At 69.1% G+C, this 23,197-nt stretch carries 22 protein-coding genes; 11 read left to right on the top strand and 11 right to left on the bottom strand.

Features of this window, described 5'->3' with window-relative positions; genetic code table 11:
* Positions 1-82: 82 nt before the first annotated feature.
* Positions 83-1,450 carry a DNA repair protein RadA gene (gene radA / locus KV397_RS02310; protein WP_131492237.1) on the top strand — a complete coding sequence of 456 codons (1,368 nt, stop codon included), beginning with the start codon at positions 83-85 and terminating at the stop codon, positions 1,448-1,450.
* Positions 1,451-1,507: 57 nt separating this feature from the next.
* Here the strand turns inward: radA and KV397_RS02305 are convergent, their stop codons facing one another.
* The 4 genes from KV397_RS02305 to KV397_RS02290 form a co-directional block, all read right to left on the bottom strand.
* Positions 1,508-1,918, bottom strand: coding sequence for a hypothetical protein (locus KV397_RS02305; protein ID WP_047520260.1), 411 nt, complete (start codon positions 1,916-1,918; stop codon positions 1,508-1,510).
* A gap of 338 nt (positions 1,919-2,256) precedes the next feature.
* Complete coding sequence (locus tag KV397_RS02300) at positions 2,257-2,901, bottom strand: hypothetical protein (RefSeq protein WP_047520262.1); 645 nt, start codon at positions 2,899-2,901, stop codon at positions 2,257-2,259.
* Positions 2,902-2,971: 70 nt separating this feature from the next.
* Entirely contained in the window at positions 2,972-3,472 is a 501-nt protein-coding gene (locus KV397_RS02295) for an amino-acid N-acetyltransferase (protein ID WP_261812068.1), read from the bottom strand.
* Positions 3,473-3,646: 174 nt separating this feature from the next.
* On the bottom strand, positions 3,647-6,178 hold the full coding sequence (locus KV397_RS02290) for an ATP-dependent Clp protease ATP-binding subunit (protein ID WP_047520266.1): 2,532 nt from the start codon (positions 6,176-6,178) through the stop codon (positions 3,647-3,649).
* 176 nt (positions 6,179-6,354) lie between these two features.
* On the opposite strand from KV397_RS02290, the gene KV397_RS02285 reads away from it, so the two are divergent.
* From KV397_RS02285 to KV397_RS02260, 6 genes are all read left to right on the top strand, one after another.
* Positions 6,355-6,978 (top strand): hypothetical protein, encoded by a 624-nt coding sequence (locus tag KV397_RS02285; RefSeq protein ID WP_134352261.1) that lies wholly within the window; start codon positions 6,355-6,357, stop codon positions 6,976-6,978.
* Positions 6,978-7,616: a hypothetical protein gene (locus KV397_RS02280; protein WP_261812067.1), complete on the top strand. Its 639-nt coding sequence runs from the start codon at positions 6,978-6,980 to the stop codon at positions 7,614-7,616. The genes KV397_RS02285 and KV397_RS02280 overlap by 1 nt, the downstream gene beginning before the upstream one ends.
* Complete coding sequence (locus KV397_RS02275) at positions 7,613-7,849, top strand: helix-turn-helix domain-containing protein (RefSeq protein WP_131492233.1); 237 nt, start codon at positions 7,613-7,615, stop codon at positions 7,847-7,849. The genes KV397_RS02280 and KV397_RS02275 overlap by 4 nt, the downstream gene beginning before the upstream one ends.
* Positions 7,850-7,888: 39 nt before the next feature.
* A complete protein-coding gene (locus KV397_RS02270) occupies positions 7,889-8,134 on the top strand; it encodes a CopG family transcriptional regulator (RefSeq protein WP_153242924.1) in 246 nt (81 codons plus the stop codon).
* Positions 8,131-8,583 (top strand): TA system VapC family ribonuclease toxin, encoded by a 453-nt coding sequence (locus KV397_RS02265; protein WP_261812066.1) that lies wholly within the window; start codon positions 8,131-8,133, stop codon positions 8,581-8,583. The genes KV397_RS02270 and KV397_RS02265 overlap by 4 nt, the downstream gene beginning before the upstream one ends.
* Positions 8,584-8,708: 125 nt before the next feature.
* Positions 8,709-10,160 carry a dicarboxylate/amino acid:cation symporter gene (locus KV397_RS02260; RefSeq protein WP_261812065.1) on the top strand — a complete coding sequence of 484 codons (1,452 nt, stop codon included), beginning with the start codon at positions 8,709-8,711 and terminating at the stop codon, positions 10,158-10,160.
* Positions 10,161-10,219: 59 nt separating this feature from the next.
* Here KV397_RS02260 and KV397_RS02255 read toward each other — a convergent pair whose 3' ends face one another.
* Positions 10,220-11,950 (bottom strand): cation:proton antiporter, encoded by a 1,731-nt coding sequence (locus KV397_RS02255; RefSeq protein WP_261812064.1) that lies wholly within the window; start codon positions 11,948-11,950, stop codon positions 10,220-10,222.
* Positions 11,951-12,004: 54 nt separating this feature from the next.
* On the opposite strand from KV397_RS02255, the gene KV397_RS02250 reads away from it, so the two are divergent.
* The 3 genes from KV397_RS02250 (at position 12,005) to KV397_RS02240 (ending at position 14,548) form a co-directional block, all read left to right on the top strand.
* Entirely contained in the window at positions 12,005-13,045 is a 1,041-nt protein-coding gene (locus KV397_RS02250; protein ID WP_261812063.1) for an LLM class flavin-dependent oxidoreductase, read from the top strand.
* Between the two features lie 221 nt (positions 13,046-13,266).
* Positions 13,267-14,187, top strand: a complete 921-nt coding sequence (locus KV397_RS02245; protein WP_261812062.1) for an endonuclease domain-containing protein — start codon at positions 13,267-13,269, stop codon at positions 14,185-14,187.
* Positions 14,188-14,338: 151 nt separating this feature from the next.
* The gene (locus tag KV397_RS02240; protein WP_047520283.1) at positions 14,339-14,548 is read left to right on the top strand and encodes a hypothetical protein; all 210 of its coding nucleotides are present in this window, start codon (positions 14,339-14,341) and stop codon (positions 14,546-14,548) included.
* Between the two features lie 134 nt (positions 14,549-14,682).
* Here the strand turns inward: KV397_RS02240 and pheA are convergent, their stop codons facing one another.
* Positions 14,683-15,666 (bottom strand): prephenate dehydratase, encoded by a 984-nt coding sequence (pheA, locus tag KV397_RS02235; RefSeq protein WP_052193296.1) that lies wholly within the window; start codon positions 15,664-15,666, stop codon positions 14,683-14,685.
* A gap of 45 nt (positions 15,667-15,711) precedes the next feature.
* Between pheA and pgm the strand changes: the two genes are divergently transcribed.
* Positions 15,712-17,355: a phosphoglucomutase (alpha-D-glucose-1,6-bisphosphate-dependent) gene (pgm, locus tag KV397_RS02230; protein ID WP_047520284.1), complete on the top strand. Its 1,644-nt coding sequence runs from the start codon at positions 15,712-15,714 to the stop codon at positions 17,353-17,355.
* Between the two features lie 18 nt (positions 17,356-17,373).
* On the opposite strand, the gene KV397_RS02225 is transcribed toward pgm, so the two are convergent.
* From KV397_RS02225 to KV397_RS02205, 5 genes are all read right to left on the bottom strand, one after another.
* Positions 17,374-18,483 carry a glycerate kinase gene (locus KV397_RS02225; RefSeq protein ID WP_261812061.1) on the bottom strand — a complete coding sequence of 370 codons (1,110 nt, stop codon included), beginning with the start codon at positions 18,481-18,483 and terminating at the stop codon, positions 17,374-17,376.
* Entirely contained in the window at positions 18,480-19,550 is a 1,071-nt protein-coding gene (locus KV397_RS02220; protein WP_232763383.1) for a LacI family DNA-binding transcriptional regulator, read from the bottom strand. Before KV397_RS02220 ends, KV397_RS02225 begins: the two co-directional genes overlap by 4 nt.
* Positions 19,551-19,709: 159 nt before the next feature.
* Entirely contained in the window at positions 19,710-20,588 is an 879-nt protein-coding gene (locus KV397_RS02215; RefSeq protein WP_153242929.1) for a sugar phosphate isomerase/epimerase family protein, read from the bottom strand.
* On the bottom strand, positions 20,585-21,766 hold the full coding sequence (locus tag KV397_RS02210) for a dihydrodipicolinate synthase family protein (protein WP_131492226.1): 1,182 nt from the start codon (positions 21,764-21,766) through the stop codon (positions 20,585-20,587). The genes KV397_RS02215 and KV397_RS02210 overlap by 4 nt, the downstream gene beginning before the upstream one ends.
* Before the next feature lie 8 nt (positions 21,767-21,774).
* On the bottom strand, positions 21,775-22,938 hold the full coding sequence (locus KV397_RS02205; RefSeq protein WP_261812060.1) for a Gfo/Idh/MocA family protein: 1,164 nt from the start codon (positions 22,936-22,938) through the stop codon (positions 21,775-21,777).
* Between the last annotated feature and the right edge of the window lie 259 nt (positions 22,939-23,197).

Raw genomic sequence — 23,197 nt, 5'->3', positions numbered from 1 at the left:
ATCGCGGGTTTACCCAGAGGTACGGGCCGTGAATAAACACCTGGCCGATAGGGATGTCCGATCCCGCCGATAGCCTGAGAGCATGGCCACCCGAAAACCCGCTCCTCCTGCTTACGTCTGCACGGAATGCGGCTGGACGACCGCGAAGTGGGTCGGACGCTGCGGGGAGTGCCAGCAGTGGGGCACGGTGCAGGAACAGGCGGCGCAGACCGGCATCCTCCGCCGCGTGGGTCCGGTCGCACCGAGCGCCGAGCGGACGGCACGGCCGATCACGCAGATCACGACGCAAGACGCACCGCGGCGCTCGAGCGGGGTCGGGGAGTTCGACCGCGTGCTCGGCGGTGGCGTGGTCCCCGGCGCCGCGATCCTGCTCAGCGGAGAGCCCGGTGTGGGCAAGTCCACGCTGCTGCTGGAGGTGGCCGCCCAAGCAGCCCGCGGCGGGCGACGGGTCCTGTATGCGAGCGCCGAGGAATCTCCGGGGCAGGTCCGCCTGCGCGCCGAGCGCACCGGAGCGTTGCACGACGAACTGTACCTGGCGAGCGAGACCGACCTGGCGACAATCCTGGGGCACATCGACGAGGTGAAGCCGCAGCTGGTGATCGTCGACTCCGTGCAGACCGTCTCCTCGTCGCTGACCGACGGCGCGGCCGGTCAGCCGAGCCAGGTCCGTGAGGTCGCCGCGACGCTGATCCGCGTCGCGAAGGACCGCGATCTGCCGATCATCATCGTCGGTCACGTCACGAAAGACGGCCAGGTCGCCGGCCCCCGGGTCCTCGAACATCTGGTCGACGTCGTCTGCCACTTCGAAGGGGATCGGCAGACGTCGCTGCGCTTCATCCGCGCTCTCAAGAACCGCTTCGGTCCGACCGACGAGGTCGGTTGCTTCGAGATGACGGGCGACGGCATCGCCGAGGTTCCCGATCCCTCGGGGCTCTTCCTCTCTCAGGGCGCGACCGAACCCGGAACCTGCGTCGCGATCTCGCTCGAGGGCCGCCGCGCGCTCCCCGTCGAGGTGCAGGCCCTCACCGTGCCCAGCAACGCTCCGAACCCGCGCCGCATCGTGCACGGCCTCGACTCCTCGCGCGTGGCGATGGTGCTGGCCATCCTCGAACGCCGCGCCGGAATCCCCACCGGGACTCTCGACGTCTATGTGTCGACCGTCGGAGGCGTGCGCTTCACCGAGCCCGCGGCCGATCTCGCCATCGCGATCGCCGTGGCCGGCTCCATCCAGCAGATCGCGGTGCCGCGCACCGTCGCAGCGGTCGGTGAACTCAGCCTCGCGGGCGAGATCCGTCCGGTGACCCAGGCCGCGCAGCGGCGGTCCGAGGCGGCGCGACTCGGATACGAGCAGGTCGTCGACGACCGCTCGAAGACCCTCCGTGCCGCGCTCGGCGATGTGCGGGCGCGCAACACCTCACGCCGATCCGACCGCGACATCCCGCCGTTCTGATCCGCCCGGGAGCCGTTCTGGTCCGCCCGGGAGGCGACGCGCCTGCCGCAGACCGTCTCAGGCGTCGAGCGCCTTGAGTAGCTCGGCGGGATCGGCCTGCATAGGGTGCGGGCCGGCGATGTCCAGGAACACCGTCGTGATCGGGTGCGCGGAGAGGAACTTGCGCAGCCAGTCCGCGGTGTAGATCCCGACGCCGGGCGGCAGGTTGGCCGGCTTGTTCTTCGCATCGCTGAACAGCAGCAGGGCCAGATCACCCGTCTTCGGGTCGCGGTACGTCCATACCTCCCCGCTGTCGAGCGGGTTGTCGCGCGCGCCCGGGGTGATCAGCGGCACGACCGTGGTGCCGTGGCGCAGAGCGAGAGCGACCGCAGCGACATCCTGCTTCTCGAGAGCCTGAGCCAGGGCATCCGAGCGGAAGTCCTCGGGTGCGGGCTTCTTCTTCGAGGTCTTCGACTTCTTCGCTGCCATGTCTCCAGCTTATTCACGGAGGACGACGCGGCGCGCGGAATCGACCGCGGGGACGATTGGGGCCCTCTCGAGTCCCACATTGGGGACTGGGGTACTCGAGAGGGCCCTCGGACTCTCGAGCGGCGATGTCGAAGCGCTGGGGACGCTGTAGTTCGACGCCACTGGGGATGGCTTGTGCCGCATGATGCGGAGAGTCATCTCAATGGTATCCCAAAGATGAGCACCTGTCAGCATGATGCGGCGAACGATGCTCACATCGCCGTGATTCGCACCCCACAGGGCAGATGACGACGCATTTCGAATGCTTCCCGTCGAGGTCGCTTCGAAGACGGAGGCCGCTAGTACAGCAGGATCTGCACCGTGCTGGGGCTCGTGAACCCGCCGATCGACACCTCGACATGGTACGAGGCTCCCCCACCGGGCGCGCGCTGACGATTCTCCTGGTCGCAGGTCTCGACGCTCGAACGCGTCCGATCCCATGTCACCGGATCCTTGCTCGTGACGGTCGTCCCGGCGGTGAGCGTCGCGATCATGCTGCTCGGGTCCTTCTGGCAGTCGGTCGAGCGCCACCACACATCCGAACCGCTGGACACCGTGAACACCTGCGTCGTCGATCCGACGTCGATCGTGCAGTCCTTCGTGCCCTTGTTGGTCAAGGAGATCGAGAGCTTCGGCAGGACTCCGGCGGCATAGGTCTCCGCATCGGCCACCGCGGCGACTTCGACGTCCTTCGCCTCACAGGCGACGATCGCGGGTGTCTGCGAGGCCGACGGATCCGGAGAAGGAGACGCCGTCCCGGGCGACGGTGAGGGCGTGGAGGTCTCCGAGGAGGACGCCGACGGCTTCGGACCGGTCTCGGCGGAAGCCCACGGCTTCGCGATCAGCAGCCACACCCCGACACCGATGGCCGCGAGGAGCAGGACGAGCCCGCCGATGACGACCAGTCGCCGACGGCGGTAGACGGCGGCGGAACGACGGGGCATATGTCCAGGCTAAGCGATCGCACCTGCGCAACCCGGGAGGCCGACGGACGGTCGTCGAGCAGGAGGCGCCTCAGAGCGCTTTGAGCATGCGTGTGTTGCCGAGCGTGTTGGGCTTGACGTGGGCGAGGTCGAGGAACTCCTCGACACCGGCATCACCGCTGCGCAGCAGTTGGGAGTAGACGTCGGGGTCGACGACCTGCTCCCCGATGGGCGTGAAACCCCGACGGCTGAAGAACTCGACCTCGAAGGTGAGGCAGAACAGGCGGGAGAGCCCGAGCATCCGCGCCGTTTCCTCCAGCCGGTCGACGATGGCCCGACCGACTCCGTGATGCAACCAGTCGTCGCGCACGAGCAGGGTGCGCACCTCGCCCAGATCCTCCCAGATCACGTGCAGCGCACCGCAGCCGATCAGCACCCCGTCCGCCTCCGCCACGACGAACTCCTGCACGGATCCGTAGAGTACCGCGAGGTCCTTGCCGAGCAGGATGCGCTGCTCCACGAGGGGCTGCAGGAGGTTGCGGATGCCGATGACGTCGGCGCTGCGCGCCGGCCGGACGATGTACTCGCTCACGGCACAAGCCTATGACCCATGCCCCTGCGAAAACCCAGACGGTTCGCTCGCGGCGCGGCGCGTCGTGAGCATGACACGCCCGGGCGATCGCATCCCGTCTGGGTTTTCGCAGGAGGGACCGGGACACAAAAGGGGCGGATGCCGCAGCATCCGCCCCTCGTGGTCCTGTCTGACTTACTCGCCGCTGGCGACCGCCAGGTCGGGAGTGCCGGCGATCGCACCGCCACCGGTGTTGACGCCGACCGCGACCTTCTCGCCGCGCGGGCCGTGCTCGAACAGGAACTGCCCGTCCTTGGCATCGACCTTCACGTGGTCACCCGAGTTGAGCTCGCCGTGGAGGATCTTCTCGGACAGACGGTCCTCGACCTCGTGCTGCATCGCGCGACGCAGCGGCCGGGCGCCGAGCGCCGGGTCGAAGCCGATCTCGATCAGCCGCTCCTTGGCGGCCTGCGACAGCTCGATCGTCATGTCGCGATCCAGCAGACGCTCGCCGAGGCGCTTGGTGAACAGATCCACGATCTGCACCAGCTCCTCCTTCGAGAGCTGCGGGAACACGATGATGTCGTCGACACGGTTCAGGAACTCGGGCTTGAAGTGCCGCTTGAGCTCTTCGTTCACCTTGCCCTTCATCCGGTCGTAGCTGGTCGAGTCGTTGCCCTCGATCTGGAAGCCGACGGGGCCGCCTGCGATGTCACGGGCACCGAGGTTGGTGGTCATGATGATGACCGTGTTCTTGAAGTCCACGATCCGCCCCTGACCGTCGGTGAGCCGACCCTCTTCGAGGATCTGCAGCAGCGAGTTGAAGATGTCGGGGTGGGCCTTCTCGATCTCATCGAAGAGCACCACGCTGAACGGCTTGCGCCGCACCTTCTCGGTGAGCTGGCCGCCCTCTTCGAATCCGACGAACCCGGGAGGGGCACCGAACAGACGCGAGACGGTGTGCTTCTCGCCGAACTCGCTCATGTCGAGGGAGATCAGCGCGGCCTCGTCGTCGAACAGGAACTCGGCGAGGGCCTTGGCGAGCTCGGTCTTTCCGACACCGGTGGGGCCGGCGAAGATGAACGAGCCCGAAGGACGCTTCGGGTCCTTGAGACCGGCACGCTGACGGCGGATCGTCTTGGAGAGAGCGGCGATCGCCTCCTCCTGACCGATGACGCGCTGGTGCAGGGCCTTCTCCATGAAGACGAGTCGGCTGGACTCCTCTTCCGTGAGCTTGAAGACGGGGATGCCGGTGGCCTGAGCGAGCACCTCGGCGATCAGACCCTCGTCGACGACCGCGGAGGTCGCGACGTCGCCTGCACGCCACTGCTTCTCGAGGCGGAGACGCTCCGCGAGGAGGCTCTTCTCCTCATCGCGGAGGGAGGCGGCCTTCTCGAAGTCCTGCTCCTCGGAGGCGATCTCCTTCTGCTCGCGCACGGCGGCGATCTTCTCGTCGAACTCCCGCAGCTCGGGCGGGCTCGACAGGATCGACAGACGCAGGCGTGCGCCGGCCTCGTCGATCAGGTCGATGGCCTTGTCCGGGAGGAAGCGGTCGGAGACGTAGCGGTCGGCGAGGTTCGCCGCGGCCACGATGGCGCCGTCGGTGATCTGCACCTTGTGGTGCGCCTCGTAGCGGTCGCGCAGCCCCTTGAGGATGTTGATCGCGTGCGGCAGCGTCGGCTCGTTGACCTGCACCGGCTGGAAGCGGCGCTCGAGCGCGGCGTCCTTCTCGAAGTGCTTGCGGTACTCGTCGAGCGTCGTGGCACCGATCGTCTGCAGCTCGCCACGGGCGAGGAGCGGCTTCAGGATGCTGGCCGCGTCGATCGCCCCTTCGGCGGCACCCGCACCCACGAGGGTGTGGATCTCGTCGATGAAGACGATGATGTCGCCACGCGTGCGGATCTCCTTGGTGACCTTCTTCAGGCGCTCCTCGAAGTCACCGCGGTAGCGGGAACCGGCGATGAGCGAGCCGAGGTCGAGCGAGTAGAGCTGCTTGTCCTTCAGCGTCTCGGGCACATCGCCCTTGACGATCGCCTGGGCCAGGCCCTCGACGACGGCAGTCTTGCCGACGCCGGGCTCACCGATCAGGACGGGGTTGTTCTTGGAGCGCCGGGAGAGGATCTGCATGACCCGCTCCGCCTCCTTCTCGCGCCCGATGACCGGGTCGAGCTTGTTGTCGCGTGCGGCCTGCGTGAGGTTGCGTCCGAACTGGTCGAGCACGGCGGAGCCGCCCTGGGCACCGGCCGGCGAGTCGTTCGTCTGCGCGCCGACGGAAGCCGGCTCGCGCCCGGGGGCACCGGAGAGCAGCTGGATGACCTGCTGGCGGACCTTGTTGAGGTCGGCGCCGAGCTTGACGAGCACCTGAGCGGCGACGCCCTCGCCCTCGCGGATGAGGCCGAGCAGGATGTGCTCCGTGCCGATGTAGTTGTGGCCGAGCTGCAGCGCCTCGCGGAGGCTGAGCTCGAGCACCTTCTTGGCACGAGGGGTGAACGGGATGTGCCCGGTCGGCTGCTGCTGACCCTGGCCGATGATGTCCTGCACCTGCTCGCGCACGGCGTCGAGGGAGATGCCGAGGCTCTCGAGGGCCTTGGCGGCGACGCCTTCACCCTCGTGGATGAGGCCGAGCAGGATGTGCTCGGTCCCGATGTAGTTGTGGTTGAGCATCTTCGCCTCTTCTTGGGCGAGGACGACCACTCGACGGGCTCGGTCCGTGAATCTCTCGAACATGCTGTGACTCCTTATTCGCACGGGGCGAAGACGCGTGAAGCGCTTGTACATCGAGAGTAACCACCACATCGGGCACGTATGCCCGTGTTCGCCGTGGGCATACCGGGGGTTGACCGAGTTATCGACAGTCGTTATGTTAACGAATGTCGATAACAACCAACGTCAAGGAGACAGCGATGCTCACCAGACAAGGACGCCCCTCACTCGCCGACGGGATCGCCCTCGGACTCATCGCCACCGGCGCCGTGAGCGTCGGGATCGGCGCGATCTTCGCGGTCGCCTCCGCCGCGTTCGAGATGTTCGGCGCGGCGCCTGCGGTGCTCATGCCGGTCCACGACGTCGACCTGACCGCACTCGATGACGTCTCCGGTGTGAGCGCGGCAACGGTCGACTCCGCCCTCGTCACGTTCTCGACGATGACCACCGGCGCCCGCTGGATGCTGCTCCTCGAGGTCGCACTCCCGGCACTCGCCACGATGGCACTGTGCGCGGGCGTCTGGTGGCTGGGGGTGTCCCTCATCCGCTCGCGACCTTTCCGTGCGTCGCTCGGGTGGATCTTCGGCCTCGCCGCCTGCCTGATGCTCGCCGGAGCGCTCCTCGGGCAGCTGGCCGGCGGGATCGGGCGGGCGATGGTCGTCCAGGACCTGGCCGCCGCGGATCCCGGCGTCGAGGACGTGCTGTGGACCCTGCTGGTTCAGTTCGACCTCGCCCCGGTCGGCTGGGCGTTCGCCCTCGCCCTCATCGCCGGTGTCTTCGAGATCGGTCGGCGCCTCGAACGTGACACGGAAGGACTCGTCTGATGCTCAGCACCGCCACCCCCACCCGCTCCGAAACGGCAGATGCCATCACCGTGATCCTCTACGCCGCCGCGGCGCTCATCACGGTTGTCATCGCCACGGTGCTCCGCATCGGCAGCACTTTCCGCGACTCCGGAATCGCGTGGTCGATCCCGATCGACGAGCAGCCGATCTCCGCGACGACCGACTCCGGCGCTCTCTCCATCGAGGGGATCGCGCAGGACGCGATGGTCTTCGCGACCGATGTGAACGTGGTGTCGGTCACCGCCATCATCGCCGCCATCGCTCTGTGGACTCTCGCAGCTGTCCTGATCATCGCGTCAGTGACGCTGGTCGCCTGGAACTTCCTCCGCGGACGCTTCTTCGTTCGCGGAAACGCACATGCCTTCGACGTGATCGGCTGGACACTCGTCGCCGCCCCCATACTGATCGTCATGCTCGAGACGATGGGACGCAACGGCGTGACCACCGCGCTCGGCATCGGCGACGGAGAGCCCGTGCACCCGATCGAGTTCTGGACCATCGCGCCGATCTTCGCCACCGGGGTGACGGTCGGCCTGATCGCCGTCGCGTTCCGCCGCGGCATCCGTCTCCAACAGGAGAAGGCGGCGCTCCAGAAGGAGACGGAGGGCCTGGTGTGAGCCCGGCCGAGAGCGACGACGAGTTCACCGGCATCCACTGCCGACTCGACGAGCTGCTCGCAGAGAGAGGCATGACCCTCACGGAGCTCAGCGCCACGGTCGGGGTGAGCATCGTGAACCTGTCGGTGCTCAAGAACGACCGCGCCCGCGCCATCCGCTACTCGACCCTGCGGGCGATCTGCGAAGCGCTCGACTGCGAGGTCGGCGACCTGTTGGTGCTCGCCTCCCGCTGACCCGAGCAGATGTCTGCGCACGCGCGTATGCTCATCTGTATGCGCACCACGTTGAATCTCTCCGACGCACTCGCGACCGAGGCCAAGGCACGCGCAGCCGCAGAGGGCCTGACCTTCACGAGCTTCATCGAAGAGGCCCTCCGCGAGCACCTGGCGAAGCATCCATCCCCTGCGCCCAGCGAGCCCCTGCCAACCTTCGGCGACCCGCGCACATCACGGTTCCTCGTCAACATCGACGACCGTGACGCCCTGTGGGACGCACTGGAAGAGACCTCGACCCGATGATCGTTCCCGACGTCAACATCCTCGTCTACGCATTCCGCGCCGACTCCGCAGAGCATCAGACCTACGCACCCTGGCTCAACCAGACCCTGACCCGCGAAGCGATCGGCGTCTCCGACACGATCCTCAGCGGATTCGTCCGCATCGTCACCCACCCCCGGATCACCACCGTGCCCGCACCGATCGACGCCGCGATGGCCTTCGCCCACAGCCTCGTCGCCGCTCCGCGCACCCACTGGCTCACGGCCGGCGCACCGTCCTGGAACCGGCTCGAAACTCTCACCGCGGTCGACCAGGGCATCCGCGGGAACCTCGTCCCCGACGCGTATATCGCCGCGTTGACTCTGGCGAACGGTGCACGCCTCGCCACGCGTGACCGCGGATTCGGCCGGTTCCCCGACCTCAGATGGTTCGATCCGGCGACGGACGCGCGTGCCGACGGTTCCCGCTGACCCGACCACCGTCGGAAGGAACCACGTCATCCTTCGTCATATCCACCCAGGGAATTCCCAGGGAGTCCTAGCGTTGAGCCTCATGGCGCGCACCCGGCGCACCGCGATCCTGGAGTCCCCACCCCATGAGCACCACCGCACGCGCGCAGAAGGCGCCTGACACCCGCGGACCGGTCCGGAAGCTGCTGACGTCGTTCGGCTTCCAGATCCTCGCCGCCCTCGTCCTCGGCATCGCCGCCGGTCTGATCGGCCGCCAACTCGGCGCCACCGCCGAGAACCCGACCGGCCTGTCCGCGACCCTCGACACGATCGGCAGCTCGTACGTCACGCTGCTGCGTGCCGCCGTCGTCCCGCTGATCTTCACTGCCATCGTCGCCAGCATCTCGAACCTGCGCCGGGTGCAGAACGCCGCCCGCCTGGCCGGTCAGACGATCCTCTGGTTCGCGATCACCGCCTTCATCGCCGTCATCATCGGTATCGTCCTCGGCCTCGTGATCCAGCCCGGCAACCGCGCCGGTGACGGCCTCGAGCCCGGCGACCCGTACACGGTCGGCACCTGGTGGAACTTCCTCCTCGGCCTGATCCCGCAGAACTTCCTCGGCCTCACCGTCAGCACCTCGCCCGGTGCTGTCGAGGGCACCTTCTCGTCGAACGTCGGCTTCAACATCCTGCAGGTCATCGTGGTGGCGGCCGTCGTCGGCATCGCCGCTCTCAAGGCCGGCAAGAAGGCCGAGCCGTTCCTCATCTTCACCGAGTCGCTGCTGAAGGTCATCCAGCGCGTGCTGTGGTGGATCATCCGCATCGCCCCGATCGGCACCTTCGGCCTCATCGGCTCGGCCGTGATCAAGTACGGCTGGGAGAAGCTGGCCTCCCTCGGCTGGTTCGCGGCTGCGGTCTACATCGGCCTCGCGCTGGTGCTCTTCGTCGTCTACCCGGTCCTGGTGCGCACGCACGGCCTGTCGATCAAGCAGTACTTCTCCGGTGTCTGGCCGGCCGTGCAGCTCGCCTTCGTCAGCCGCTCGTCGATCGGCACGCTGCCCCTCACCGAGCGCGTCACCGAGCGCAACCTCGGCGTCCCCCGCTCGTACGCGTCGTTCGCCGTCCCGCTCGGTGCGACCACCAAGATGGACGGCTGCGCGGCGATCTACCCCGCCATCGCCGCGATCTTCGTCGCCCAGTTCTTCGGCATCGAGTTGAACTTCGTGCAGTACCTGCTGATCGTGATCGTCTCGGTCGTCGGCTCCGCAGCCACCGCCGGCACCACGGGCGCCGTCGTGATGCTCACCCTGACACTGTCGACTCTCGGCCTGCCGCTCGAGGGCGTCGGACTCCTGCTCGCGATCGACCCGATCCTCGACATGGGCCGCACCGCGGTCAACGTGGCCGGCCAGGCACTGATCCCGACGATCGTCGCCAAGCGCGAGGGCATCCTGAATGAGGAGCTCTACAACGCTCCGCGCGAAGGCCTCCCCTTCGCCGACGACTCCGGAGACGACTCCGGAGACGACGCCGGAGACGACGAGGGCGCCCCGGAAGCGGACACCTCCTCCGACAAGGAGCCGGTCGGCGCCCGCTGACCGCGGTTCCGCCTCACGCAGAGCGCCCCGTCCCCCTCCGGGACGGGGCGCTCCGGCACTCAGGCGCGGCTCTGCGGACGCGTGGCACCCCGGGTGTCGAGCGCGAGCTCCTCGGCATCCATCGCGGCGATCAGCTCGCGCATGACCTCCTCGTCGAGGTTGCCCGCATCCCGCTCGGCGAGCAGGATCTCGCGCCGCACCTGCAACCAGCCCTTCGTCAGGGCGACGAGGTCCTCGTACGAGGGCCGGCTCGCGGCATCCTCCACCTTCTGCACCTCGTCCGTGTCCTTCTCGACCCGAGTCATCCGCTTGGTGAACGCGTCGAAGACCCCGAGGTCGACCTCGCCGTACTTCGCCTCCCATTCGACACGCTTCTTCGCGAGGTAGGCCTTGCCGGCCTCGCGACTCTTCTCCCGGACGGCGGCGAGCGCCTCCCGGTCCTCCTCCTCGTCGACGTCGCTCGCGATCCCGAGACCGCGGATCAGCAGCGGGAGGGTGAGCCCCTGGATCAGCAGCGTGCCGACGGTCACGATGAAGGCGACGACGACGATGGCATGCGACGCCTCGGTGTCGAGGGTCGCGAGGTCGGCGGCGGCGACCGCGATCGCGAGGGTCACCACACCGCGCATCCCCGCCCAGGAGATGACGGCGCTGTCCTTCCAGCTGAGCTGCAGCCCTGCCATCCGCTCGCGCACGATATGGCTGCGCAACTCGTCGGGGGAGTAGTCCCCCCAGCGCCGGGACTTCTTGTGTCGTTTCTCGAACTGCTCGGTCTCGACGCCGCGATCCCAGCGTTCGAGCCGTCGGCGATCCTGGAAGTTCGCCCATGCGCTGGTCGGATAGATGTAGAGCGGTCGCACGATCAGCACCACGAGCAACACCGCTCCCGACAGGAGCAGGATCCGCCCGACCGACTCGCTGCCCAGGTCGTTGAGCACACGCGGGAACTGCAGACCGATGTAGGCGAATACGAAGCTCTCCAGCAGCAGGTCGGCCGAGAGCCACAGCGGCTTCTCCTGCTGCCGCGTGGTGTAGTCGGTGCGCGGCGAGTTGTAGCCGACGTAGAGCCCCATCGCGACGACCGCGAGCACCCCGGATCCGAGCAGGTGCTCGGCGATCGCGTAGGCACCGAACGGGGCGAGGAGCCCGAACGTGCCGATCACAACCGGGTCGCTGATGCGGGTGCGCAGCTGGTGCAGGACGACTCCGAACACCAGACCGACGCCGACGCCGACGCCGACCGCCAGGAGGAACTGCCAGATGCCGTCCCAGACCGTCAGCGTCGCACCGGCGAGGATGGCCGCGAACACCCGGTAGAGCGTGAGGGAGGTCGCGTCGTTGATCAGGCTCTCGCCGGAGAGCACCGTCATGATGCGCCGGGGCAGTCCGAGGCGACGGCCGATCGCCGCGGCCGACACCGCATCCGGCGGAGCCACGATCGCACCGAGCAGCAGCGCGCCGGGAAGGGTGAGCGAGGGCAGGAGCCACCACGCCACGAACCCCACGGCGACGGCGGTGAGCAGCACGAGCCAGATCCCGAGCCGACGGATCTGCGGCAGGCTGCGCCGGAAGCCGACGAACGACACGTCGAGCGCGGCTGAGTACAGCAGTGGCGGCAGCACCAGGCTGAGCAGCAGGTGTCCGTCGATGTCCAGCTCGGGCACGAACGGCAGGAACGACGCGGCGAGCGCCACGACGGTCACGAGCAGCGGCGCGGGCCATCCTCTCCAACGCGCGAACGCGGCCACGGCGACGGAACCGACGAGGACGTAGAAGATGCCTGCTTCCATACGGCAACGCTACCGGGGGGAATGACGCCACCCCGCGAGACGTTGCAGGAGAGGATGTCCGCTACAGCTCTCTCCGTCCTCGATCTCGTCCCGGTGCGCACCGGCCAGACGAGCGCCGAGGCCATCGCCTCCTCCCTGTCCCTCGCCGAGACCGCCGACCGCCTCGGCTACCGCCGCTACTGGTTCGCCGAGCACCACAACATGCCGGCCGTCGCGTCCACCACACCCCCGGTGCTGATCGCCGCTGCGGCGACGCGCACGACGCGCCTGCGACTCGGATCCGGTGGTGTGATGCTGCCCAACCACGCGCCCCTCATCGTGGCTGAGCAGTTCGCAGCGCTCGAGGCCATCGCCCCGGGACGCATCGACCTCGGCCTCGGTCGCGCCCCCGGCAGCGACCCCGTGATCACGCAATTGCTCCGCGGCTCCGGCACCACGAGTGACGTCGAGCAGTTTCCCCGTCACGTCCAGGACATCGCCGCGCTCCTCTCGGGCGACGGCGCCACCGTGCGGTTCACCTCGGGCGGCGAGTACACCGTGCGCGCGACCCCGGCGGCGACCGGGTCCCCCGAGGCGTGGCTGCTCGGATCGAGCGACTACTCGGCCCAGCTCGCGGCCTCCCACGGACTCCCCTACGTCTTCGCGAACCACTTCTCGGGACAGGGACTCGAGCGCGCGCTCGACCTGTACCGCACGGGTTACCGTCCGAGCGAGGAGCACCCGGAGCCCCGAACCTTCCTCACGGTGAACGCGGTCGCCGCGCCCACCCCGGAGGAAGCGGAAGCTCGTGCGCTCCCGCAACTGCGGATGATGGCACGGCTGCGGCTGAACCAGCCCCTGGGAGCGCTCGAAACCGTCGAGGAGGCACTCGCCGCGGAGACGGACGCCACCACGGATGAGGTCGTCCAAGCCGCCCGCTCCCGCTGGTTCGTCGGCACCGGAGAGAGCGTGGCCGCAGAGGTCCGCGGCTTCGCCGAGCGCCACGGTGTCGACGAGGTCATGCTGTCCCCGGTCGCCGGTGCGTACGAGTCCGAGCCGAAGGACTCCCCCCTCGGCCGAGCCCAGTCCCTGGAACTCATCGCCGCCGCCCTCTGACCGCGGTCCCGCTCCCCCGTCCCCGGGTCCCCCCGTCCCCGGGTCCCCCCGTCCCCCACTCGGTTGCGGGATCAAAAACGCGCCTTCCCGGGCACCCGGAGGCGCGTTTTTGATCCCGCAGCCGGAGCGGGCGTTCTCCACAGGCGGCAGTTGTCCACAGATGCCGGAGCGCAAGGCTGGAGGGCGGGACGGAGCGGAAGCTCGCGAGCGACCATGGGCGGATGCGACACCGGATCCCCCTCCCCGCCGAGCTCGGCGCGCACTTCTCCGTCCGCGATGCCGAAGCGTCCGGAGTCGGGCGCAAGCGGCACTCCGCGCGCGATCTCATCCGGCCGTATGCAGGTGTCCGCGCTGCGGAGGCGCCCGCCAGCTTCGTCGAGCACGTGGAGTGCTACGTGCCGCGGTTGCGACCGGGCCAGCGTTTCGCCGGACGGACGGCGCTGCGGCTCTGGGGAATCCCCTTCCCGGTTCACTGGACGACGGCCGAACCCTTGGACGTCGCAGTGGACACGGGCCACTCTCCCCCACGCACGGTCGGCATCCGTGGTCGTCGCATCGCGTCGGGGCGAGCACACTCCTGGGAGATCGGAAGGGTACCGGTGGTCGACCCCGTGGCTGCGTTCTTCCTCTGCGCCGCGGAGCTGACCCGTGTGCCGATGAACGTCGCCCTGGAAGCCCTGATCACCGCGGCCGACAACTACCCCGGCCTCCACGAGGGCAGACCTTCGGTGGACGTCGAGAGGATCGAACAGCGGCTCCTCGAGTGGGGGCGCTTCCCCGGGTGCGGGCGCATCCGCAGGGCTCTCCCCCGAGTGCGCGAAGGAGTCGAGTCGCCGAAGGAGACCGAGACCAGGATGCTGCTGGTCGACGCAGGGCTTCCCGAGCCGGAGATCCAGCACGTCGTCCGGGCCGCCGGACGGGCGATCGCCCGCGTCGACCTCGCCTATCCGCAGTGGCGCATCGCGATCGAGTACGAAGGGGACGGACACCGCACGAGCCGCGAGCAGTGGCGCACCGACATCCGTCGACAGCGCGACCTCGAAGCCGCCGGATGGATCGTGATCCGCGTCACCGAGCTCGACCTGCGCGACGGCGGCGCCGCCCTCGTCTCCCTCATCCGCCGGGCGATCTCCTCGCGCTGACACCTGCGTCCCCCGGTGCGGGATCAGAAACGATCCTCGCCCGGCCAGCGGAGGTGCGTTATCGATCCCGCAACCGCGCCGCGGATCCCGTCAAGGGGTGTCGACAACACACAGATCGGCGTACCCTCGACGGCAGAAAGGGGGTCCGAAGATGAGCACCACCAAGACGCTCGCACTCTGGGTCGCTTACGGACGCAACGGAGTGGTCGGCAGCATCCGGCACGACGACGACGGATACCACGTCACGATGGCGGAAGCGGATGCCGAAGCCAGTACCTATCCCAGCCTCGCTTCCGCGAAGGGTGCCCTGCACGCGCGCATGGCTCCCGGCAGCGACTGGCCGCGCTTCCAGGAGCATTGACCCCGAGTCCCGCTCGTGCGGGATGAAAAACGCGCCTCCGTGACGTCCCGGAGGCGCGTTTTCGATCCCGCAACAGCCTCACTGCCCGCACCGGCCGCCCGCACCGGCCGCACCGGGGCGGGGCGGGGCGGGGGTCAGACCTCGGGCTCGCCGGAGAGGATGCCGCGCAGCCAGTCGCGCGCCTCGACGAACACGTCGTCCGAGTAGCGGTCGGGGTACTGCACGATCTGGCGATCCGCACGCGGGTAGGAGCCGAGGAACACCACGCGCGGGCTGAAGCGGCGGATGCCGAGCAGCGCGTCGGCCATGCGCTCGTGCTCGATGTGTCCGTCCGCGTCGATAACGAACCGGTAGCGACCGAGTTCGTCGCCGATCGGCCGCGACTCGATGAGCGAGAGGTTGATCCCGCGGGTCGAGAACTGCTCCAGCATCTCGAGGAGCGAACCGGGGTGATCGTGCGGGAGCTCGACGATCAGGGAGGTCTTGTCGGCGCCGGTCGGCTCAGGGGAACGGGTCGTCCGGGTGACCAGCACGAAGCGGGTCACGGCCTGCGCGTTGTCGCCGATGCCCTCCGCGAGCACGTCGACGTCGTAGTGGCTCACGATGCCCGGGGCTGCGATCGCCGCCTGCGCGGCGAGGGTGCCGTCGAGGACGCCGATCGCCGACGCCACGTTGCTCGAGGCCGGCACGTGCGAGTGCGAGGGCAGATGCTCACCGAGCCAGCCATGACACTGCGCATAGGCGACGGGGTGCGCCGCGATCACCTCGACCTGATCGAGCGTCGTGCCACGCGGGGCGACGAGCACGAAGTTCACCCGCACCAGGTACTCACCGATGATGCGCAGGCCCGGCAGGGTCGCCAGCGCATCCTGCGTGGTGGAGACACCGCCCTCGATGGAGTTCTCGATCGCGATCATGGCGGCATCGCTGCGGCCCTCGAGCACGTCGGCCAGCGCCTCCCCCACGTTGTGCACGGGGCGCCAGGTCTGGCCGCGAGCCTCCGCCACCTGATCGAGCGCCGCCTCCGTGAAGGTTCCGGCCGGGCCGAGATAGCTGTAGGTGCGGCGTTCAGTCACGGGTTTCACCTTAGCCCTCGGCGCGACGACGGAGATACGCATGACTTCTCGGGTGCGATCCCGCCGATCAGGGGGCAGACTGAGAGGATGACCAGCCGTGCCGGCCTCCCTGCGGAGGAAAGTGACCTGATCGACGTCGACGAACTGATCGCCGCCTACTACGACCGCACACCGAACCCCGAGGTCGCCGCCGAGCGGGTCGTCTTCGGGACCAGCGGCCATCGCGGTTCCTCCCTGTCGAACAGCTTCAACGAGAACCACATCCTCGCCACGACGCAGGCGATCGTGGACTACCGCGCAGCCCAGGGCATCACGGGTCCGCTGTTCCTCGGTCGGGACACGCACGCGCTCTCCCTCCCTGCCGAGCGCAGCGCCATCGAGGTGCTGCTCGCGAACGGTGTGGACGTGCGGGTCGATGCCCGCGACTCATGGGTGCCGACCCCCGCGCTCAGCCACGCGATCCTGACCTACAACCGCGGACGCGCTGCCGACGACCCCGGTCGCGCGGACGGCATCGTCGTGACCCCGTCGCACAACCCGCCCCGCGACGGCGGCTTCAAGTACAACCCGCCGCACGGAGGACCCGCCGACACCGACGCCACCGGATGGATCGCCGACCGCGCGAACGCCCTGATCGCCGCGGGGCTCGAGGGAGTGAAGCTCGAGCGCTTCGCCGACATCGACTGGGATGCCCTCACCGGCTACGACTTCCGCGAGGAGTATGTGCGGGATCTGCCGTCCATCATCGACCTCGACGCGATCCGCACGGCCGGGGTGCGCATCGGCGCCGACCCTCTGGGCGGAGCGTCCGTGGAGTACTGGGCACTCATCGCCGAGATGCACGACCTCGACCTGGACGTGGTGAACCCCGAGGTCGACCCGACCTGGCGCTTCATGACCCTGGACTGGGACGAGAAGATCCGGATGGATCCGTCGTCGCCCTCGGCCATGGCGTCGCTGGTCGCGAAGAAGGGCGACTACGACGTGCTGACCGGGAACGACGCGGATGCCGACCGGCACGGCATCGTCACCCCGGACGCCGGGCTGATGAACCCTAACCACTACCTGGCCGTCGCGATCGACTACCTGTTCTCGCATCGGCAGGACTGGCCCCGCGATGCCGCGATCGGGAAGACGCTCGTGTCGTCAATGATCATCGACCGCGTCGCCGAATCGCTCGGTCGCCGCCTGCTGGAAGTCCCGGTCGGGTTCAAGTGGTTCGTCCCCGGACTCCTCGACGGCTCGGTCGCGTTCGGCGGCGAGGAGTCGGCCGGGGCGTCCTTCCTCCGCAAGGACGGCTCCGTGTGGTCGACCGACAAGGACGGCATCCTGCTGTGCCTGCTGGCCGCCGAGATCATCGCCGTCACGGGCAAGACGCCCTCGGAGCGGTACGCCGAACTGGAGGAGGCGTTCGGCGCCTCGGCCTACCAGCGGGTCGACGCCCCCGCGACACCGGAACAGAAGGCGACGCTCGGAAAGCTCGCCCCCGAGTCGGTGACGGCCACCACCCTCGCCGGCGAGGAGGTCACGGCGAAGCTCTCACACGCGCCCGGCAACGGTGCGGCGATCGGAGGTCTCAAGGTGCAGACGGAGCACGCCTGGTTCGCGGCGCGCCCGTCCGGCACGGAAGACGTCTACAAGCTCTACGCCGAGAGCCTGCGCGGCCCCGAACACCTCGCGGAGGTCCAGGCGGAGGCACGCGCTGTCGTGTCGGCCGCACTCGGCGGCTGACCCCGCGCGGGCGACGTCTCAGGCTGCGGCGGAACGGGCCAGCACGGTGCCGGCCTCGCGCAGCCAGCGCGCCGGTTCGGCGAGGGCCGCGTCGGACGAGCCGGCCAGCTCGGTGAGTGAGGCGGATGCCGCGAACAGCGCGGTATCCGCATCCTCGGTGATGCGACCGGCCGCGACCATCGCGCGCGTCCCGGCCTCAGCGGCGAGACCCGCGAGGTAGGAGGGCACCTTGCCGTCGCCGGACTGCCCGTCGTAGGACCCCTCCCCGGTGATGACCACATCGGCCTCGGCGATCGCCTCGGCCAACCCGATGAGTTCCGCGACCTCGGATGCGCCGGGAGCGAGGACTCCGCCCCACACCACCAGGGCGGCACCGGTCCCTCCGGCCGCGCCGTTGCCCGCGCCGTCCGGATCGACGCCGAGCAGTGCGGCGAGCCGGCGCAGCCCGTCGTCGACGAGGACGATGTCGTCGGGGGTGCGCAGTCCCTTCTGCGGGCCGAACACCGCGGCGGCCCCGCGCGGACCGACGAGCGGGTTCGTTACGTCGGTGAGCACGCGTACCTCCGGAGCCGGGCGCAGTCCGGAGAGGTCGACCGCGGCGATGTCTCCGAGCCCCCGTGCACCCGGAGCAACAGGAGCGCCCGCGGCATCGAGGAACCGCGCCCCCAGTGCCGACAGCATGCCGGTGCCGCCGTCAGTCGATGCGCTCGAGCCGATCCCGACGACGAGGCGCGAGACCCCGTGATCGAGTGCGGCGGCCATGGCCTGCCCGAACCCGGCGGTGTCCGCGTCCCAGGGGCGCAGCTCCGTCAGCAACTCGATGCCCGATGTCGAGCCGAGGTCGACGACAGCCGTCCCTGCGGGAGCATCCTCGGTCGGGGGAAGCAGCAGCCAGGAGGTCTCGATCCGGCGCCCCGCAGGCCCGTCGACCGTGACCGGCATCCGCACGGCCCCCGGAACCGCGGCCTCGAACGCCGACACGGTGCCCTCGCCGCCGTCCGCCATGGGCCGGTGCACGAACTCCGCCGTGGGGTCGACGGACGCCCATCCTTCGGCGAGCGCCGCCGCAGCATCGGCTGCCGTGATCGTGCCTTTGAAGCTGTCCGGGGCCAGCACGACCCGGGTCACCGCGGGACTCCCGGGGTGCTGGCGCGCACGACCACGTCGAGCGGCAGCGGCGCCTGCTCCCAGTCCGCATCCACCGTCGCACGGAAGGCCTGATAGCCGACCTCGCTCAGCGGCACACGCACCGTCGTCAGTGCCGGGGAGACGTCGCTGCTCGCGGGCACGTCGTCGAAGCCGCAGACCGCGATGTCGGCGCCGATCTCCCGACCGGCGTCGCGGATCGCGGACATCGCGCCGATCGCGACGACATCGGTGATCGCGAAGACCAGGGTGCCGGTGGGCACACCATCGGCGAGCGCCGCGGCCATACTCTCCGCGCCTGATTCACGGAGGAAGCCGCCACGCAGCGTGCGCACGACAGCTCCTCCTGAAGCCTCGAATCCGGCGCGGAACCCGGCCAGACGATCATCCGAGGTCCACACGCCCTCGGCGGCACCGAGCGCGATCGCCGAGCGATACCCCCGCTCGGCCATCCGTCGTCCCAGCGCCTCGGCTCCGGAGCGGTTGTCGATCTCGATACTCCGCTCCACGCCGGAGCCCGGCCCGAAGGCGACCACCCTGCCGCCCAGACGCGAGAACTCGGCGAGGTCATGGGCGACATCGGCCTCGATCGGCTCCTGCGTGCCGGAGGCGGCGAGGATCAGGCCCCGCGGCCGCTGACCCCGCAGAGCTCGGACGATGCGCGCCTTCCGGGCCGGATCACGGTCGGTGATGGCGACCGTGACGACGAGCCCGTGCTCGTCGGCACCGCGCGCCACCCCCGAGGCGATCAGACCGAAGTAGGGGTCGGCGATGTCGGCGACGAGCAGGGCAATGACGGGCGAGGTGCCACGCGCGGTCGCCTGGGCGGAGACGTTCGCGGTGTAGCCCAGTTCCGCGGCCGCCGCTTCGACACGCTCACGGAACGACTCGGCGACCTTGCGCTCCGATCCGTTGAGCACACGGGAGGCGGTCGCAAGCGATACACCGGCCTCGCGAGCCACGTCGTGCAGGGTGGGTGCGGGTCCCCGCGTGTGACGCTGGGCCCTGGTCGGCGCCGGCCGCTCCGCCGACGATGCGGGCTCTGTCATGCCCCAGATCCTACTTCCCCGCCCCGCGGCCCGCCGACGCACCGACGCCCCATGCACGGATGTCGGGCCGATGCATGGATGTCGGACGGAAAGCCGCCCGTGCGCCCTGCATCCGTGCGCGCTCCCGACAGATGGTACGCCGAACCTCCGGATCGGACCTCATGCGAGGTGCGGAGAGACGGCGGCCGCGAACGTCTCCGCCGTGCGGCGTACGACGCTCTCCGGGGTATCCGCCCAGATCTCGGCGTTGAAGATCTCGACCTCGATGTCGCGGTCGTACCCGGTCGCGACGACCGCACGGGTGAGTGAGCCGAAGTCGATCACCCCGTCTCCTGTGTAGTGCCGGGAGAGCAGCACGTCGGCGGCGAGGGGTGTCTTCCAGTCGCACACCTGATAGGTCGCGATCCGGTTCTCCCTGCCCGCCCGCGCGATCTGTTCGAGCACCTGCGGATCCCACCAGATGTGGAACGTATCGACGGCGGCCCCGACCACCTCGGGCGCGAAGTCAGCGGCGATGTCGAGTGCGTGCCCGAGCGTCGAGATGACGGCGCGATCCGACGCGTACATCGGATGCAGCGGCTCGATCGCGAGCGTCACCCCCGCCGCCTCCGCCTCGGGAGCGAGGACACCGATCGCATCGCGCACCCGCTCCCGCGCTCCGATCAGGTCGCGTGATCCCGCAGGCAATCCGCCCGCGACGAGCACGAGCACGGCGGTCGAGCCTTCCGCACCGGCCGCGGCCAGCGTCGCGGTCTCCTCGATCGCCCTGCGGTTGTCATCCAACGCCGTTTCCCGGTCCGCACCGGCCGGCAGGGTGAAGAAGCCGCCCCGGCAGTGCGTCGAGAAGCGCAGACCCGAGTCGGACAGCATCCGCGCAGCGACGTCGAGGCCGACCGCATGCACGGGCTCCCGCCAGAGGCCGATCGATCGCACTCCCGCGTCTGCCGTGACCCGCAGCGCGGTGGCGAGATCGGCATGCTTGATCGTCGCCTGGTTGATCGACAGCCGCGGGTCGGGGATCTGCGAAGAAGGGCTCATGCGTCCACTCCGTTCACGCGCAGCATGCGGTGCCACCGTTGCTGTGCGAGGTCGGGCTGCTCCAGCGCGAGCGAGGTGTTCGCAAGCTCGACGATGCGACTCAGATGCGGCAGGCTGCGTGCGGAATGCAGGCCACCGACCATCTGGAACGCGGGCTGATGCCCGTTCAGCCAGGCGAGGAAGGCCACGCCCGTCTTGTAATAGAACGTGGGGGCGGCGAAGACCTGCCGGCTGAGCGCTTCGGTCGGGCCCAGGATGCGCAGATACTCCTCCTGGTCACCGGCGTCCAGAGCCTGGATCGCCGCCGAAGCCACCGGGGTGATCGCCGCGAACGCGCCGAGGAGGGCGTCGGAGTGCATGTCATCGCCCGGCGTCATCCCTTCCGCTGTGCCCCCGATCAGACGGACGTAGTTGAAGTCGTCGCCCGTGAACATCCGCACGCCTTCGGGAAGCCGTGCGCGCACCGAGATCTCGGACTCGGCGTTCAACAGACTCATCTTCACTCCCGCGATCTTCCCCGGATTCTCGGCGATGATCTGCAGCAGCACCTCGGATGCCTCCTGCCAGCCGTCTGCCCCGAAGTAGCCGGCGAGCGCAGGGTCGAAGGCGGTTCCGAGCCAATGCAGCACGACGGGGGTCGTCGCCCGGGACAGCACCTCGCGGTAGACGCGACGGTAGTCCGCGGCATCCGTCGCCGCGCGGGCGAGGTGCCGGGACGCCATCAGCACAGGACCGGCCCCGTGCTCCTCTGCGAAGTGCAGCTGTTCGGTGTAGGCCGTGATCACCTGGTCGAGGGAGATCTCCGACTCGGCGATGTGGTCGGTGTTGACGCCGACCACCACCGAGCCGCCTTCCTCGCGGGCGACTTCAGCGCTGCGAGCGATCAGTTCCCGCGTGGCCGCGGCATCCAAGCCCATGTTGCGCTGCGCGGTGTCCATCGCATCGGCGACGCCGAGCCCCCAGGAGAACACGTTGCGGCGGAACGCGAGCGTGGCGTCCCAGTCGATGTCGGCGGGCTGCCCGGGGGTGTTGTCGGCGTGCACCTTGGGCACGACGTGTGCGGCGGCGTATGCGACGCGGCTCCGCAGCGGTGCGGTCGGACGCGTGCAGGCACCGACATCGTTGAGAGCGACGTCGGTGGTCGCGCCTGTCGGGTGCAGGAGTCGGAGCGTGGCCATCGTGCGCCTCAATCCAGGGTCAACGACTCGAGGGCGATCTTGCGGCCCTCGGCGCTGGAGGTCAGACCGGCCTCGGCGAACTGCACTCCACGGGCGCCCGCGAGCAGGTCGAACGGGTAGTCGGTGCCCTCGACGTACGACACCAGATACTCCTCCCACTGCTGGCGGAAGCCGTTGAGGAAGACATCGTTGGTCGGCACCTGTTGCCAGTCCGCGTCGTAGTCGCGGGTGTCTTCGAGATCAGGGTTCCACACCGGCTTGGGGGTGGCGTTTCGGGGCTGGATCTTCGCGCCGAACAGCCCGACCACCGCGGATCCGTGGGTGCCGTCGACCTGGAACTCGACGAGCTCGTCCCGGTTCACGCGCACGGTCCAGGAGGAGTTGATCTCGGCGATCACGCCGCCCTCGATCTCGAAGATGCCGTAGGCCGCGTCCTCGGCCGTCGCCGTGTAGTGCTCGCCCTGCTCGTCCCAGCGGTCGGCGATGTGCACGGCCGCCTGCGCGTAGACGCTCTTGACCTCGCCGAAGAGATTCTCCAGCACGTAGTTCCAGTGCGGGAACATGTCGGTGATGATGCCGCCACCGTCTTCCGTGCGGTAGTTCCAGCTCGGGCGCTGCGCGGGCTGCCAGTCGCCCTCGAAGACCCAGTACCCGAACTCGCCGCGCACCGAGAGGATGCGACCGAAGAAGCCCGAGTCGATCAGGCGCTTGAGCTTCTGCAGGCCCGGCAGGTAGAGCTTGTCATGCACGACCCCGGTCTTCACGCCGGCTTCCTTCGCGAGGCGCGCGAGTTCGAGTGCCTCCTCGAGCGACTCGGCGGTGGGCTTCTCGGTGTAGATCGCCTTGCCCGCGGCGATGGCCTTGCGGATCGCGGTGGCACGGGCCTTGGTCACCAGGAAGTCGGCGTAGATCTCCCACCGGGGGTCAGCGAGCGCGGCGGCGAGGTCGGTCGTCCAGTCCTCGATGCCGTGCTTCGCGGCGAGCTCGGCGAGCTTGGACTCGTTGCGGCCGACGAGGATCGGCTTCACGGTGATGCGGGAGCCGTCGGACAACTCGATGCCGCCCTGATCGCGGATCGCGAGGATCGAGCGCACGAGGTGCTGCCGATAGCCCATGCGCCCCGAGACGCCGTTCATGATGATCCCGATCTCGCGGGTGTTCGCCTGTGCCATGGTGTTCCGTTTCTGTCTCGGGCGGCTGGTCGTGGTTCCGATCCACAGGACCGGAAAGCGCTTTCCGAGATCATGTCATGAGCTTCCGCCCGAGTGCAACCACGCAATCCGACCCGGCGGCCCCGCGCCCCGCTCCGGCCCGGCAGCCCCGCTCCGGTCCGGGATCCCGATCCAGCCTCACCACTTCCGTCGACGCCCCCCGTGCGCGCCGAGACCCCCTCGCGCGCACGACGTCAGGAGGGGGCGTCGACGACAGGAG

The sequence above is a fragment of the Microbacterium aurugineum genome (genome assembly GCF_023101205.1).
GTDB lineage: Bacteria > Actinomycetota > Actinomycetes > Actinomycetales > Microbacteriaceae > Microbacterium > Microbacterium aurugineum.
The sequence above is the reverse complement of the archived record's forward strand: the minus strand, read 5'-3'. Positions and strand labels throughout refer to the sequence as shown.